The sequence below is a fragment of the Stenotrophomonas sp. TWI1183 genome (genome assembly GCF_039673115.1).
Lineage (GTDB): Bacteria > Pseudomonadota > Gammaproteobacteria > Xanthomonadales > Xanthomonadaceae > Stenotrophomonas > Stenotrophomonas maltophilia_AA.
On sequence record NZ_JBDJKZ010000001.1, the window covers coordinates 451,526 to 467,308 of the forward strand.

Genomic DNA, 15,783 nt, shown 5'->3' on the forward strand with positions numbered 1-15,783 from the left:
AAAACGAATGCGTCAGCCGTTGCGCTGCTGGAAATCGCGCATGAAGGCGGCCAGCGCCTGCGCGCCCTCCACCGGCATGGCGTTGTACAGCGAAGCACGGATGCCGCCGACCGCCTTGTGACCTTTCAGCGCCAGCAGGCCGGCGGCTTTGGATTCACTGACGAAACGCGCGTTGAGCGCCTCGTCGGGCAGGAAGAACGGGATGTTCATGCGCGAGCGTGCGGCCGGGACGACTTCATTGCGGTAGAAGCCGCCGGACTGGTCGATCGCCTCGTAGATCAGGCCCGACTTGACCGCGTTGCGGCGGGCGAATTCTTCCACGCCACCTTCGGCCAGCATCCACTGGAACACCAGCCCGGCCAGGTACCAGTTCCAGGTCGGCGGCGTGTTGAGCATGGAGTCGCGGGCAACGTGCGAGCGGTAATCGAAGATGTCCGCACGCGGCTGGCCAGTGCGCTCGAGCAGGTCGCGGCGCACGATCACCACCGACACGCCGACCGGGCCGAGGTTCTTCTGCGCGCCGGCGTAGATCAGGCCGTATCTGCTGACATCCAGCGGCTCGCTGGCGATCGAGGAGCTGAAATCGGCGAACAGCGGCACGTCACCCACGTCCGGGGTATCACGGAACTCGACCCCGTGGATGGTTTCGTTGGCGGTGATGTGCACGTAGGCCGCGTCATCGGAGAGCTGCCAGCCGGCGCGCGCCGGGATGTCGTGGAAGCCATTGGCTTCGCTGCTCGCGGCGACATTGACCGTGACATAGGGGCTGACCTGCTTGATCGCGGTCTTGCCCCAGTGCCCGGTGAGCACGTAATCCACGGTCTGGCCGGGCTGGGCGAAGTTGAGCGCGAGCAGGGCCTGCTGGGTGGTCGCACCACCGGCCAGGAACAGCACCGCGTAGTCCTCCGGGATGCCGATCAGGCGGCGCAGATCGGCCTCGGCCTGGGCGGCGACGGCCATGAACTCCGGGCCGCGGTGGCTCATTTCGACAATGGAGGCGCCCGCGCCGTTCCACTCCAACATCTCTTCCTGCGCCTGGCGCAGGACCGATTCCGGCAGGGTTGCAGGGCCGGCACTGAAATTGAACGCGCGCGTCATGTCACACCTATGGGGCAAGACCCCTAGTATGCCGCAGCGCACCAGCCTTTAGGCCTTGCAGGACAAGGCGAATTTGGTTGCAAACGAATCTATCCAGGGCCCGGCTGTCTGCCAGAGCCACCGCCATATGTCTGGAGGCGAGCCCCCTGAGTCAGGGGGCGCCGCGACGCGGCGGGGTCTGGAAGCAATGTCACGCGGGGGCCCGTGGTTTGCGTAGCAAATCACGGGGCGTCAGCGCGGATGCGATGACGTTTACCGCGCCCCGAACCAGAGCAGACCGCTGATAGCGGCGGCCAGCAGCAGTGCACTGGCCAGCAGCCACGGCCAGCGGCTCACGCGCTTGGGCGCAGCGACCGGTTCCGGGCGCTGGCGTGCTTCGAAGCCATCGTCCTCTTCCTCGATCACGCTGCGCTTGCGGCCGTCGTGCGGCACTTCGAGCACGAAGCGGTGCTGGGCATCGAAGACCAGCTGGTCGCCGGGCTGCAGCCAGCAATGGCGAACGGTGACGCCATTGACCCGCGTGGACTCGCCTGCGCCCAGGTCGCGCAGCAGCAGGCGCTCGCCGTGCTGTTCCAGGCGCGCGTGCTGCTCGGCGAAGGCCGGGTCGTCGATGACGATGTCCGCCTCCGGACCGCGCCCGATCACGCGCGGCCGGTCGAGGGTGAAACTGCGCCCGTGGTGCTGGCCGCCGACCCCGCGCAGCAGGCGCTGGTCGTCGCCGCCATCGTCACTGCGCGGCGGCGCATGCACCAGCGCCTCGCAATCGCCCTGCACCACCATCTCCACGCCATCGGCGTAGACGGCGTCGCCGGCGCGCAGCAGCGCCATCCGGCGCACGGGGCGGCCGTTGACGTGGATGCCACGGATGCCGTTGGCCACCTGCAGCCACAGGCCACGGTCGTCCAGGCAGAACTGGGCCAGCAGCAGGGTGCCGGGGGTGTCATCGCCAAGCCGGACAGTGCCCGAAGCATGACGCACGATGCGCTGCACCCCGGGCCGCAGCGGCTGGTCGGGGTGTTGGCGTTGAGTGAAGTGAACTAGCAGGTTCTGCACGCGGCGCAGCCTAGCAGGTTGAATGTCAGGGAAGAAGAAGTGTGACGCAGACCTTGGAGTTGTGCCTGAGGATGCGCACAATGCACGCCCAAATCCGCGCTGTTGTCCGCCAGGAGTCCGCATGTCCAGCATCGATATCCGTCATCCCCATTCCCTGCCCGCTGAAAATGCGCGCCAGGCCATCGAAGACGTCGCCGCCAAATTGTCCGAGCGTTTCGGCCTGCAATCGAACTGGGTCGGCGACGTGCTGAACTTCAGCGGCTCCGGCGTGGACGGCGAGATCGCCCTGCAGCCCGGGCAGGTGCAGGTCACCGCCAAGCTCGGCTTCCTGCTGTCGGCGATGAAGGGCATGGTGGAAAGCGAGATCCAGCGCGTGCTCAAGGAAAAGCTCGGCTGAACCGACGCACGGCCCGGCGTCGCACAGGCGCCGGCCATCACATCGCTTGAAGCCGGCGATGCATACGATCCAAGGGTGTCCACCCAAGGGATCGCCCCATGAATTCACCCAACGACTTCGACGATCGCATCCCCGGCGAGAAGCCCTCGCTGCAGGATCAGGCCGAGCGCTTCTCGCGCAAGCTGACCGATTCGGCCCAGCAGATCTGGCTGGCGGGCCTGGGCGCCTTCGGGCGTGCGCAGGCCGAAGGCAGCCGCGTCTTCGACAACCTGGTCAAGGAAGGCGAGAACATCGAGGCCCGCAACCGCGAGCAGACCGGCGATGCGCCGCGCTGGCGCGACAATGTCGAGGAGCACCTCGGCGAGGCCCGCGAGAAAGCCAGCGGCACCTGGGACAAGGTCGAGAAGGCCTTCGATGACCGGGTCCAGGGCGTGCTCAAGCGCCTGCACATCCCGACCGCCGAGGATGTCGCCGCGCTCAACGCCCGCATCGATGCGCTGAACACCCGGGTCAACCGGGCCGAGGCCCGCAATGCCTCGCCGTCCGGCGCACCGTCCCCGGGCACCCACCAGTCGCCCACCTCCGACGCCTGATCCCTCGATTGTTGCAAAGCAGCAGAACTTTGTTGACAATCGAAACCGACCCGCCAATCGCTTCCACCGCCGTTTGTTCCCTCCCCTCACGGCTCTGGATTGGCGGGTTTTTCGTGGGCGGCCGGTGGGTGGATCGGCGCAAAGTGAGACCGCCGTCACTGACGTGATCGCCGGATGCGAAACGCCCCGGAAACGACGCGCCGCAGACGTGCAAAGGCGCATATAAACTGTCTGTCGCACTTCCCTGTTCATATCCCCCTGCATGCTCTCCTGGATCCTGGCCCTGCTGTTGGCCCTCATCGTCTGGTTCGTGGCCACGGCCTACTTCTGGCTGATCAAACGGAAGCGCAAGGAGACCCAGCTCGGCCTGAATGCCCTGGCCGGCATGCACTGGCGCGAGTTTTCCCTGATCGTGCGGCGTGCGATGCACGAGCAGCGCGGCCTGCAGGACGTGCCCGACGAGGCCGCCGACAGCCGCGAACCGCGCAGCGATTTCCTGATGCACGATGGCCCGCAACGCTGGCTGCTGTCGTGCAAGCACGGCCGCGCCTACCGGATCGGCACGGCGGCGGTGAACGAGCTGGGCGCCGCCGCGCGCCTGGCCGGTGCCCGTGGCGGGATCCTGATCACCGAGGGCAAGGTCGAACGCGACGGTCGCATCGCCGCTGAAAAGCAGGGAGTGGAAGTGCTCGACGGCCCGTTGCTGTGGCCGCTGCTGAAGCCTTATCTGCCGGGCGACATGGAGGCCCGGGTCGAGGCCGGCGCCCGTGGCGAGGCGATCCGCCGTATCTCGATTGCAGCGCTGGGGGCGGTGACGCTGGGCCTGCTGGTCGGGCTGGGCTCGCTGACCGCCGGGCTGGAAAAAGAATGGGCAGCCACAGCCCCCGCACCGGGCGGCGCCCAGCCCACCGCGGCGGCGACGGCAGCCCCGCCAGCGCCTGAGGCCGCTGAAGACCGCGCCGCCGATAACGCTGCGCCCGCAATGGACGCCAACCCGGACAACGCCACGCTGGACCGCTATCAGCAGGAACTGTCACGTAAAGTCGCTACCCGCCCCGGCGTGGCCAGCGGCATCTGGCTGACCCGGCAGACGCTGGCGATCAACCGCACCGGCGAGATCGACACGATCTGGCCGCTGATCTGCGAGGAAGTGGTCCGCTATCCGGCGCTGCGCACCGTGCGCATCCAGCTAAACCCGCGCCCGGGCGTGGATGAGCCGGTCCGCTGGCGGCAGTGCACGACGCTGTAAGGCTCAGCGCGCGCCCGGCGAGAACCGGGCGACCAGATCGTAGGCATCGCCCAGGAACATCTGTCGCACGCAGGTGATCGGCTGCTCGCCGCGCCAGGTGAGGCGGTCGATGACCAGGCACGCCGTGCCGGGTTTGACCTGCAGCAGCGTCGCTGCCGCGTCATCGGCGCCCCAGGCACTGATCCGGTGCTGGGCGCGCGTCCACGAGACGTTCTGCAGCAGCCAGCTGCCCGGCGCCGTCGTCTCGAAGTCCACCGCCAGCACCTCCGGCACGCCGACCGGGCTGATCAGGCGGTGCTCCAGCGCCAGCGGCCGGCCATCGGCCAGATGCAGGCAGCGGATCGCCAGCAGCTTCTCGCCGCCGGCCAATGTGGTTTCCTCGGCCACCTGCTCACGCGGGCGCCGGTAGGCACGCTCGAGCAGCTGGTACCCGTAGACATGGCCACGCGCTTCCACCGCCATCGCGATGTCGGGGATTTCCAGCGCGACCTGTTCCAGGTGGGGCGGCTGGCGCGCCACGAACGAGCCCGCACGGCGGCGGCGCTCGATCATGCCGCTCTCGGCCAGCGCGGTCAGCACCTTGTTCACGGTCATCCGCGAGCAGCCGTACTGCTCCATCAGCTCGTGTTCGTAGGGGATGCGGAAGCCAGGCTCCCACTGTCCACTGAGGATGCGGCTTTCCAGATCAGCACGGATGCGCTGATTGAGGGTTGCTGCTTTCTTGCCCGTCACTCTGGATTCCTGCATGGGAGGGTCGGATCAGACCCCCAACAACGGTCGAAGTGCCGCGGCGAACCGTGCGGCCACCGCCTCGCGTTGCGGGTGGCGACCGTCACGGACCAACTGGCGCCCTTGGCGCCACACCGATCGCACGGCGCCATTACGTGCGGCGAACACCCAGCTGTCAAGCAAGGCATCACCGTCGCGGGCGATCAGCGCCGGGTGGTCCGGATCGAGTTCGACCAGGTCGGCCGGCGCGCCGGCCTGCAGCCCGGTGCTCACGCCCAGGGCCTGCGCAGCACCGTTCAACGACTGCTCGTACAGCCAGCGGCCGGTGGACTGACCATCGCCCGGGGCCAGCACATTGCGCCCGCGCAGCTGCAGGCGCTGGCCGTACTCGAGCAGGCGCAGCTCTTCGGCCGCGTCGATCAGCACGTTGGAGTCCGAGCCCACGCCGAACCGGCCGCCGGCACGCGCGAAGGCCTGCATCGGGAACAGCCCGTCGCCCAGGTTCGCCTCGGTGATCGGGCACAGCCCAGCCACCGCACGGCTGGCCACGATCTGCTGCATCTCCGCGTCGGTGATGTGGGTGGCGTGGACCAGGCACCAGCGCGCATCCACCGGCGCGTGCTCGTACAGCCACTGCACCGGGCGCATGCCACTCCAGGCCACGCAGGCATCGACCTCGCGGGTCTGTTCGGCGATGTGGATGTGGACCGGCCCCTGGTTGAGCGGCAGCAGCGCCGACAGCTCCTCGCCGGTTACCGCGCGCAGGCTGTGCGGGGCGAAACCGAGCACCGCATCGTCCTGGCCCTGCAGCGCGCGCGTGCAGCGCTGCAGCAGTTCAGCAAAACCGTCGACGTCGTGGATCAAACGGCGCTGGGCCGGGTTCGGCGCGGCGCCACCGAAATCGGCATGCGCGTAGAACACCGGCAACAGGGTCAGGCCGATGCCACTGGAGTGGGCAGCGGCTGCGATGCGCTCGGCCATCTCGGCGCGGTTGGCATACGGCGCGCCGTCCGGGCCGTGGTGCAGGTAATGGAACTCACCGACCCGGGTGAAGCCGGATTCCAGCATTTCCACATAGGCCTGCTCGGCGATCGCCTGCATGGCCTCGGGCTGCAGATGCGCCAGGAAACGGTACATGAGCTCGCGCCAGCTCCAGAAGCTGTCGCCGCTGTTGCCGCCGATCTCGGTCAGCCCGGCCATGCCGCGCTGGAAGGCGTGGCTGTGCAGGTTGCCCAGGCCCGGCAGCGCGATCGCCAGCGCGGTATCACCCGGTTCGGCCGACGCACCTTCGGTCACCTCGATGAGCGTGCCGCCCTGGCTGAGGATGCGCACATCGCGCGCCCAGCCGTGTGGCAGCAGCGCGTGGGCAGCATGGAAACGAAGGATCGGTGCGGGGTTGGCTGGCATCACTGGACATCCCGGAAGAGGCGCCTATATTGTATAGACATATACACCGATGTGGTTGCTGCCATGCACTGTGACACCCTCTGGTACCACGCCAACCTGATCACCGTCGACGGCCCGGGCCTGGGCGTGATCGAGGAGGGCGTCATCGCCGCCACCGATGGCCGCATCGTGCATGTGGGGGCGGCGGGTTCGGCCGATCATCTGCAGGCGGCCCAGCGCATCGACTGCGCCGGGCGCTGGATCAGCCCCGGCCTGATCGACTGCCATACCCATCTGGTCTATGCCGGCAACCGTGCCGGCGAGTTCGAGCAGCGCCTGCAGGGCGTGAGCTATGCCGATATCGCCCGCGCCGGCGGCGGCATCGTCTCCACCGTGCGCGCCACCCGCGCCGCCAGCGAGGCCGACCTGCTCGCCGCCAGCCTGCCCCGGCTCGACGCCATGCTGGCCGAAGGCATCACCACGATCGAGATCAAATCCGGTTACGGGCTGACCCTGGCCGATGAGACCAAGCAGTTGCAGGTCGCGCGCGAGCTGGGCCGCCGGCGCGCGGTCGAGATCGTGCCGACCTTCCTCGGCGCGCACGCGATTCCGCCGGGCCGCGAGGCGCAGGAGTACATCGACGAGGTCTGCAACGTCATGATTCCGGCCGTTGCGGCCGCCGGACTGGCCGAAGCGGTGGACGTGTTCTGCGAGAACATCGCCTTCAGCGCCGCGCAGGCCGAGCAGGTCTTCTTCGCCGCGCAGCAGCATGGCCTGGCGATCAAGATCCACGCCGAGCAGCTCAGCAACCAGCACGGTGCTGCCCTGGCGGCGCGCCATGGTGCGCTGTCGGCCGACCATATCGAACACCTCGACGCCGACGGCATCGCCGCGATGCGCAGCGCCGGCAGCGTGGCGGTGCTGCTGCCGGGCGCGTTCTACTTCACCCGCGACACCACCCTGCCCCCGATCCCCGCACTGCGCGCGGCCGGGGTGCCACTGGCACTGGCCACCGATTCCAACCCGGGCACGTCGCCGCTGACCAGCCCGCTGCTGGCGATGAACATGGCCGCCACCCTGTTCCGCATGACCGTGGACGAATGCATCGCCGGGTTCACCCGCGAAGCGGCGCGTGCACTGGGCCGGCAGGACCGGATCGGCCGGCTGGCGGTCGGCCTGGACTGCAACCTCGCCCTGTGGGACATCGAGGCCCCCGCCGACCTTGTCTACCGCATGGGCTTCAACCCCCTGCACGCCCGCGTGATGCGAGGCCAACCCGCATGAACCCTGTGATGTCTGGAGATTCCATGAGCACTACCCTGACCCTGCACCCCGGCGCCGTGACCCTGGCGCAATGGCGCGCCATCCACGATGGCGCGCGGGTGCGGCTGGACCCGGCCTCGGCCGCGGCCGTGCTGCGCAGTGCGCAGACGGTGGCCGACATCGTCGCCAAGGGCGCGCCGGTGTATGGCATCAACACCGGCTTCGGCAAGCTGGCCAGCGTGCGTATCGAGCGCGAGGATCTGGAAACCCTGCAGCGCAATATCGTGCTCTCGCATGCGGCCGGCGTCGGCGAGCCCATGCCGGCCCCCGTGGTGCGCCTGATGATGGCGCTGAAGCTGGCCAGCCTGGCCCAGGGCGCCTCGGGTATCCGCCCGCAGACGCTGGCCCTGCTGGAAGCGTTCCTGCAGCACGACTTCATTCCGGTCATTCCGTGCCAGGGCTCGGTCGGCGCCTCGGGCGACCTGGCCCCGCTCTCGCATCTGGCGAGCGTGATGATTGGTGTCGGCGAAGCCTTCGTCGATGGCCAGCGCCTGCCGGCTGCCGAGGCGTTGGCCAAGGTCGGCCTGGCCCCGCTGGTGCTCGGCGCGAAGGAAGGCCTGGCCCTGCTCAACGGCACCCAGTACTCCACCGCCTACGCACTGGCCGGCCTGTTCGCGATCGACACCGTGTTCCGTGCGGCGCTGGTCACCGGCGCGCTCTCGGTCGAAGCGGCCAAGGGCTCGGACACGCCGTTCGACCCGCGCATCCACAGCATCCGCGGCCAGCGCGGGCAGATCGCCACCGCCGCCGCGCTGCGCACCCTGATGCAGGGCTCGGCGATCCGCGAATCGCACCGCGACAACGACGTGCGCGTGCAGGATCCGTACTGCCTGCGCTGCCAGCCGCAGGTGATGGGCGCCGCGTTCGACGTGATGCGCCAGGCGGCCACCACGCTGGCGATCGAAGCCAACGGCGTCTCCGACAATCCGCTGGTGTTCACCGATACCAACGAGGCGCTGAGCGGCGGCAACTTCCACGCCGAGCCGGTCGCCTTCGCGGCGGACATGCTGGCGATGGCCGTATGCGAAATCGGCTCGATCAGCGAGCGGCGTACCGCGATGCTGGTCGACCCGGCGCTGTCCGGCCTGCCCGCCTTCCTCACCCCGAAGCCCGGCCTCAACTCCGGCTTCATGATTCCGCAGGTCACCGCCGCTGCGCTGGTCTCGGAAAACAAGCAGCGCGCCTATCCGGCCAGCGTCGACTCGATCCCGACCTCGGCCAACCAGGAAGACCACGTCTCGATGGCCGCACACGGTGCGCGCCGCCTGATGGCGATGGCCGAAAACGCCGCCAACGTGATCGGCATCGAGCTGCTCGCCGCCGCGCAGGGCTGCGATTTCCACGCCCCGCTGCGCTCCAGCAACGCGCTGGAAGCAGTCCGCCAGCGCCTGCGCGCGCAGGTGCCGACGCTGGAAGACGACCGCTATTTCCATCCGGACATGGTCGCCGCGACCAACCTGGTGCGCAGCGGCGTGCTTGCTGAAGGCCTCGGCGACATCCTGCCGCCCCTGGAGCCGCTGTCATGACCGCGCATCCGGACTGGCTGCAGATCCACCGCGGCGATGTGCCGTTGATCGTCAGCTTCCCGCATACCGGCACCGAACTCCCGGAGGCACTGGCCTCGCAGTTCCTGTCGCCGTGGCTGGCCCGTCGCGACGCCGACTGGTGGGTGCACGAGCTGTATGCCTTCGCGCAGCAGATGGGCGCCACCACGGTGCGCACGGCGGTGTCGCGCTCGGTCATCGACGTCAACCGCGACCCCAGCGGCACCTCGCTGTACCCGGGCCAGAACACCACCGGCCTGTGCCCGCTGACCACCTTCGACAACCAGCCGTTGTACCGGGATGGTCACGGACCGGACGAGGCCGAGATCGCGCGCCGCCGCGACACCTGGTTCGTGCCGTACCACGATGCGCTCGCCGCGGAGATCGCGCGCCTGCGGGCCGGGCACGGCACCGTGGTGGTGTACGACGCGCACTCGATCCGCTCGCACATCCCGCACCTGTTCGATGGTCAGCTGCCGCAGTTCAACCTCGGCACCAACGGCGATACCACCTGCGACAACGCGCTGACCGACGTGGTCGACAACCTGTGCGCGATGAGCGGCATGAGCCATGTGCGCAACGGCCGCTTCAAGGGCGGCTACATCACCCGCCATTACAGCGACATCCCGGGCGGCGTGCACACGCTGCAGATGGAGCTGGCTTGCCGCGGCTACATGCACGAGCCCGAGGCCGTGGATGAGCACAGCTGGCCCACGCCATTGGATCCCGATCACGCCGCCCCGCTGCGCGCCACGCTGCAGCAGGTGCTCGATGCCTGTCTCGACTTCGCTACGTCCCGGAGTGCTGCATGACCCGTCTCGATTCCACCCGCACCATCCTCGCCCCGACCGGCACCACGCTGACCTGCAAGAGCTGGCTGACTGAAGCCCCGCTGCGCATGCTGATGAACAACCTGCACCCGGACGTGGCCGAGCGCCCGCAGGAGCTGGTGGTCTACGGCGGCATCGGCCGCGCCGCGCGCGACTGGGAGAGCTACGACAAGATCATCGAGACCCTGCAGCGGCTCGAGGATGACCAGACCCTGCTGGTCCAGTCCGGCAAGCCGGTCGGCGTGTTCCGCACCCACGTCGATGCCCCGCGCGTGCTGATTGCCAATTCCAACCTGGTGCCGCGCTGGGCCAACTGGGACCACTTCAACGAGCTCGACAAGAAGGGTCTGGCGATGTACGGCCAGATGACCGCGGGCAGCTGGATCTACATCGGCGCGCAGGGCATCGTGCAGGGCACTTACGAGACCTTCGTGGAAATGGGCCGCCAGCACTACAACGGCAGCCTGGCCGGCAAATGGCTGTTCACCGGTGGCCTGGGCGGCATGGGCGGCGCGCAGCCACTGGCCGCGGTGATGGCCGGGGCTTCCTGCCTCGCGGTGGAATGCCGCAAGAGCAGCATCGAGATGCGCCTGCGTACGGGGTATCTCGACACCTGGACCGATGACCTCGACGAAGCGCTGCGCCTGATCGAGGAATCCTGCACCGCGAAGAAGCCGCTCTCGGTCGGCCTGCTCGGCAACGTTGCCGACGTGCTCGACGAGCTGCTGATCCGCGGCGTGAAGCCAGACCTGCTGACCGACCAGACTTCCGCGCACGACCCGGTCAACGGTTACCTGCCGCAGGGCTGGACCGTGGAGGAATGGGACGACAAGCGCGTCTCCGCACCGAAGGACGTGGAAGCCGCCGCGCGCGCGTCGATGGCCAACCACATCCGCGCCATGCTCGGCTTCCACTCGCTCGGCGTACCGACGGTGGACTACGGCAACAACCTGCGCCAGATGGCGCTGGAAGAAGGCGTGGAAGATGCATTCGACTTCCCCGGCTTCGTGCCCGCCTACATCCGCCCGCTGTTCTGCCGCGGCATCGGCCCGTTCCGCTGGGCCGCGTTGAGCGGCGATCCGGAGGACATCGCCAAGACCGATGCCAAGGTCAAGGAACTGATCCCGGACAACCCACACCTGCATCGCTGGCTCGACATGGCCGCCGAGAAGATCAAGTTCCAGGGTCTGCCTGCACGCATCTGCTGGGTCGGCCTGGGCGATCGTGATCGGTTGGGCCTCGCCTTCAACGAGATGGTTGCCAATGGCGAACTGAAGGCGCCGGTGGTGATCGGCCGCGACCATCTGGATTCGGGCAGCGTCGCCTCGCCCAACCGCGAAACCGAGGCCATGCAGGACGGCTCCGATGCCGTCTCCGACTGGCCGCTGCTCAACGCCCTGCTCAACACCGCCAGCGGCGCCACCTGGGTGTCGCTGCATCATGGCGGCGGCGTCGGCATGGGCTTCTCGCAGCATGCCGGCATGGTCATCGTCTGCGATGGCACCGAGGCCGCGGCCAAGCGCATCGCGCGCGTGCTGTGGAACGACCCGGCCACGGGCGTGATGCGGCATGCCGATGCGGGGTATGAGATCGCGGTGGACTGCGCGAAGGAGAAGGGGCTGGATCTGCCTGGGATTCTGGGCTGACTTGGGAAGCCTCGGCCAAGTGCCGGGGCCTTTTCATGGCCGGGGGTGACTTCCGTCGCATTGACCGGCGTATCCACGCTTCCTACTGTGCTGGCTCACGTACGGGGATGCCCGCAATGCGTCGTTTCGCCTGTGTAGCCGTCCTGCTGACCGCGTTATCGACACCGTCCGGCGCCGCCCGTGCCGATGACCTAGACACTCGGATCACCCGGCAGCTCCATGCCAACGCGGAGCGCTATGGCATCGCCGGTCAGTCGGTGCTGATACGGCACGACGGCAAGCTTCTCGCGCAGGCCGTCGCTGGAGAGGCCGACCTCACGACGCACCGGCCGGTGACACCCGAGACGGTGTTCAACGCTTATTCGCTGGCCAAACTGCTGGTGAGCACCTTGGTCATGCAACGGGTGGAAGCCGGCTGGATTGAGATGAACGTGCCGGCCAGCCGTTATCTGCCAGATCTGCCAGAGGCTTGGCGGGCGATCAGCGTGCAGCAGTTCCTCGATCACGCGTCGGGGGTTCCTGAGTATTTCCAGACCCACGACGGCAAGATAGTCACCTCGCAGGGCGATTCCTTTCCGGCCACGCTGGCGGATGTATTCAAGGCGCTCGACACTGCGCCGCTCCAGTTCGCCCCGGGCACCGCCAACCGGTACACGCAGACAAACTATCTGGTCCTCACCGCGCTGTTGGAAGCGCAGTACCAGCAGCCCTATACGCAGATCGTCGAAGAACGTGTGCTGCGCCCGCTGGGATTGACGCACACCTCGCTGGGTTCGGCGGGCCCCGCGCAGGAAAACACCGCCATCGCCTACATCGGCAAGCAGGGTTCGCTGCAGCGCGAAGACGACATCGCGTGGCCATCCTATGCCTACGGGCATGCCACGCTGCATACCACCGTCGGTGATCTGGACCGCTTCCTGCTGGCCCTGACCCGCGAGGAGCTGGTGCGTCATGCCACGCTGCAACGTCTGTGGCAGCCGCAGCTGTTGAGCAACGGGCGACGCAGCGGCTTCTCCACTGGTTGGGAATTCGAGGAAAGCGGCGACTACCGCATGGTGGGGCATGACGGTGGCACGCGGGTGCGGGCGCGGATCGCCTTCACCGACGGCCTGGCCGGAGATACCTACAGCTTCATCTACCTCACCAACGGCAGTGCGAAGAACGTGTGGTCACGCACGCTGGTGGACAGCACGATGGCGGCGGTGGCCCCAACGCAGTTCCCCCGCGAGACACTGTCGGAAACGCTGATCACCTACGCGCTGGAGCCCCAGACGGCCGCACGCACAACCGCGTTGCGACAGTGGCTCACCAACACCGGGCGCGGTGATCAGGCGACGCCGGAGCAGGACATCAATCGCGTGGGCTACGCCGTGGCCGAGAACCTGGGCCATGCCACCGCCGTGCACATCTTCACTCTCAACACTACGCTGTTCCCACGCTCGCCCAATGCCTGGGACAGCTTGGCGGAGACCTACTCCGCGCTGGGGGACCCGAAGCAGGCCGAACGGCTGTACGCCAAGTCGAAAGCTCTGGCAGCGGCCCGGTAGTGCCGGCCGCTGGCCGGCAACCACGCAATCATGGTTCTCACGCGACGGGATCGCGTAGATCCTGGCGAGCCGGCCAGCGGCCGCACTATGGACATCCCGCCGTCGGCGTTCGTCACCCATACGCCCCACAAGGGTGACGAACACCCCCACATCCTGTTAACTTGCGCGCCCCACATGAAGTTGACAGAGTGTCGCGCCAACACGCGCCCTGTCGACACTGATAGCGCGCACGAATGACTGTCCTCCCGAATCGCTCCACCGCCCCTGCCCTGTCCCTGCTCGCCGCCGCCCTGCTGGCCAGCTTTGCCGCCACCGACACCGCCCGCGCCGCCCCCGCCGGCCAGGCCGTCACTCTGGACGCGGTCAACGTCACCGCCGCCGATGCAACCGAGGCTGCGCGCCGCGCCCTCGACCGGGTGCCCGGCGCAGGCAACGTCGTCGATATGACCCAGGTCGGCCAGGGCCGCGTCGCCGGTACCGCCGATGTGCTGGCCTACCAGCCCGGCATCAGCGCGCAGAGCGCCGGCAATGAAGGCGTCAAGGTCTCCATCCGCGGCTCAGGCCTCAACCGCGCGCCGGGTGCGCATGCCTCCGGCCTGTCGGTCTCGCTGGATGGCCTGCCGCTGACCGGCCCGGGTGGCACGCCGTACGAGCTGCTGGAGCCGCTGTGGCTGAGCCGCGTCGAGGTCCTGCGCGGTGCCAACGGGTTCGAGCGCGGTGCCCTGGCGCTGGGCGGTGCGATCAACTACATCACCCGCAGCGGGCGCGATACACCCGGGCTGGAGCTGCACTACGAAGCCGGCGCACGCGGTTACCAGAAGCGCGGCATCAGCGTCGGCGGCGTGCACGACGCTGTCGACTATTTCCTGGCCTACACCGATACCGAGTACGACGGCTATCAGCAGCACGCGGCCGGCAAGGGCAAAGGTGCGGTGGCCAACCTCGGCTGGCAGCTCACCCCGGATCTCGAAACGCGCTTCTTCCTGCGCTACCGCGAAACCGATCACGAAACCCCGGGGCGCCTGACCCGCGCGCAGATCCGCAACGATCCACGCGCGGCGAATCCAGCCAACCTGGCGATCGACGCGCGCCGCCCGCAGCCGGGCAGCACCTGGATCGGCAACACCACGACCTACACCATCGATGACGATTCGTCGCTGCAGGCCGGCCTCGTCTATCACACGTACCCGATGGACTTGAACGAGAGCCTGTACCGCCAGCAGCTGGACTACGCCAACCTCAACGGCACGCTCGACTACCGCCGCCGGCACGCGCTGTTCGGGCATGACAGCGTGACCACGATCGGCCTGCGCGTCACCCACGATCTGGATGCCAACGTGCGCGAGACCCTGCGCTTCGCCAGCAACGGATACGCGGCCGGCACGCACACCCGCGACTTTGAGCATTACGGCACCGACAGCGTGCTGCACGTCGGCAATGATCTGGCGCTGAGCGACACGCTGCGCCTGCAGACCGGGCTGGCGCTGATCCACACCCGCCGCGATGTGCAGGTCACCTGGCCGGCGACGGCGGAGAAACTATCCGAGCGCCAGTGGGATTACGCGCCGCGGCTGGGCTTCACCTGGCAGCAGACGCCGCAGACACAGTGGTTCGGCAACCTCAGCCGCTCGGTGGAACCAGCCCACCCGTGGTCGATGATCTGGGGATCGAACCAGTACTTCGCCGCCGGCAATGGCGCCTCCACCGGCCGCCAGCGCGCGCCGGTGAATCTGGACAACCAGACCGCAACCACGCTGGAACTGGGCGCGCGCGGCGACAGCGCACTCGGCCGCTGGGAGCTGACCGGCTACTACGCGCGCCTCAACCACGAACTGCTCACCGTGGAAGTGCAGCCGGTGCCGAACCTGTTCATCGCCGAATCCAACGCCAGCCCGACCGTACACCGTGGCATCGAAGCCGGCCTGGACAGTGCGCTGTGGCAGGGCGTCGGCGGGCGGCTGTCATTGCGCCAGGCCTACACCTTCAGCGACTTCCGCTACCGCGATGATGCACGCTTCGGTAGCAACCGCCTGCCCGGCCTGCCGCGCCACTACTACCAGGCCGAACTGCGCTACGACCACCCGGCCGGCTTCTACGCCGGGCTGAACACCGAGTACGCGTCGAAAATGTTCGTCGACTATGCCAACAGCATGGCCGCCGACAGCCACGTGACCTTCGGCACCCGCATCGGCTACGACGCCCCCGGTGGCCGCTGGCAGGCCTGGGCGGAACTGCGCAACCTGAGCGACCGCCACTATGCCGCCACGGTGACCCCGGGCTACGACGATGCGGGCAAGGATGTCGCGCGATCGACGCCGGGTGACGGGCGCGGTGTGTATGCCGGGGTGCGCTGGCGCTTTGACTGAGCGCCACAGCCCGCTACTGCAT

At 68.1% G+C, this 15,783-nt stretch carries 13 protein-coding genes; 9 read left to right on the forward strand and 4 right to left on the reverse strand.

Translation table 11 applies throughout. From position 1 onward, the window contains the following. Positions 1 to 12 precede the first annotated feature (12 nt). Together serC and ABE434_RS02150 are read right to left on the reverse strand one after the other, a co-directional pair. The gene (gene serC, locus ABE434_RS02145; protein ID WP_346477640.1) at positions 13 to 1,098 is read right to left on the reverse strand and encodes a 3-phosphoserine/phosphohydroxythreonine transaminase; all 1,086 of its coding nucleotides are present in this window, start codon (positions 1,096 to 1,098) and stop codon (positions 13 to 15) included. Between the two features lie 252 nt (positions 1,099 to 1,350). Then, positions 1,351 to 2,151 (reverse strand): FHA domain-containing protein, encoded by an 801-nt coding sequence (locus ABE434_RS02150; RefSeq protein ID WP_346477641.1) that lies wholly within the window; start codon positions 2,149 to 2,151, stop codon positions 1,351 to 1,353. A 121-nt stretch (positions 2,152 to 2,272) separates the two neighbouring features. On the opposite strand from ABE434_RS02150, the gene ABE434_RS02155 reads away from it, so the two are divergent. The 3 genes from ABE434_RS02155 to ABE434_RS02165 all read left to right on the forward strand — a co-directional run bounded on the left by ABE434_RS02155 (position 2,273) and on the right by ABE434_RS02165 (position 4,390). After that, entirely contained in the window at positions 2,273 to 2,548 is a 276-nt protein-coding gene (locus tag ABE434_RS02155) for a polyhydroxyalkanoic acid system family protein (protein WP_176988511.1), read from the forward strand. A 98-nt stretch (positions 2,549 to 2,646) separates the two neighbouring features. Further along, positions 2,647 to 3,141 (forward strand): phasin family protein, encoded by a 495-nt coding sequence (locus ABE434_RS02160; protein ID WP_176988510.1) that lies wholly within the window; start codon positions 2,647 to 2,649, stop codon positions 3,139 to 3,141. A 262-nt stretch (positions 3,142 to 3,403) separates the two neighbouring features. Beyond that, positions 3,404 to 4,390 (forward strand): restriction endonuclease, encoded by a 987-nt coding sequence (locus tag ABE434_RS02165; protein WP_346477642.1) that lies wholly within the window; start codon positions 3,404 to 3,406, stop codon positions 4,388 to 4,390. Between the two features lie 3 nt (positions 4,391 to 4,393). Here the strand turns inward: ABE434_RS02165 and hutC are convergent, their stop codons facing one another. Both hutC and ABE434_RS02175 read right to left on the reverse strand, forming a co-directional pair. Further along, on the reverse strand, positions 4,394 to 5,122 hold the full coding sequence (hutC, locus tag ABE434_RS02170) for a histidine utilization repressor (protein WP_319206916.1): 729 nt from the start codon (positions 5,120 to 5,122) through the stop codon (positions 4,394 to 4,396). A 27-nt stretch (positions 5,123 to 5,149) separates the two neighbouring features. Beyond that, positions 5,150 to 6,526, reverse strand: coding sequence for a formimidoylglutamate deiminase (locus ABE434_RS02175; protein ID WP_346477643.1), 1,377 nt, complete (start codon positions 6,524 to 6,526; stop codon positions 5,150 to 5,152). 63 nt (positions 6,527 to 6,589) lie between these two features. On the opposite strand from ABE434_RS02175, the gene hutI reads away from it, so the two are divergent. From hutI to ABE434_RS02205, 6 genes are all read left to right on the forward strand, one after another. Further along, positions 6,590 to 7,789: an imidazolonepropionase gene (hutI, locus tag ABE434_RS02180; protein ID WP_346477644.1), complete on the forward strand. Its 1,200-nt coding sequence runs from the start codon at positions 6,590 to 6,592 to the stop codon at positions 7,787 to 7,789. 23 nt (positions 7,790 to 7,812) lie between these two features. Further along, the gene (gene hutH / locus ABE434_RS02185) at positions 7,813 to 9,354 is read left to right on the forward strand and encodes a histidine ammonia-lyase (RefSeq protein WP_346477645.1); all 1,542 of its coding nucleotides are present in this window, start codon (positions 7,813 to 7,815) and stop codon (positions 9,352 to 9,354) included. Continuing rightward, positions 9,351 to 10,184: an N-formylglutamate deformylase gene (hutG, locus tag ABE434_RS02190; RefSeq protein WP_346477646.1), complete on the forward strand. Its 834-nt coding sequence runs from the start codon at positions 9,351 to 9,353 to the stop codon at positions 10,182 to 10,184. Before hutH ends, hutG begins: the two co-directional genes overlap by 4 nt. After that, positions 10,181 to 11,848 (forward strand): urocanate hydratase, encoded by a 1,668-nt coding sequence (gene hutU / locus ABE434_RS02195; RefSeq protein ID WP_346477647.1) that lies wholly within the window; start codon positions 10,181 to 10,183, stop codon positions 11,846 to 11,848. The genes hutG and hutU overlap by 4 nt, the downstream gene beginning before the upstream one ends. 116 nt (positions 11,849 to 11,964) lie before the next feature. Continuing rightward, the gene (locus ABE434_RS02200) at positions 11,965 to 13,395 is read left to right on the forward strand and encodes a serine hydrolase (protein WP_346477648.1); all 1,431 of its coding nucleotides are present in this window, start codon (positions 11,965 to 11,967) and stop codon (positions 13,393 to 13,395) included. 233 nt (positions 13,396 to 13,628) lie between these two features. After that, the gene (locus tag ABE434_RS02205; protein ID WP_346477649.1) at positions 13,629 to 15,761 is read left to right on the forward strand and encodes a TonB-dependent receptor; all 2,133 of its coding nucleotides are present in this window, start codon (positions 13,629 to 13,631) and stop codon (positions 15,759 to 15,761) included. The last annotated feature ends 22 nt before the right edge of the window (positions 15,762 to 15,783 follow it).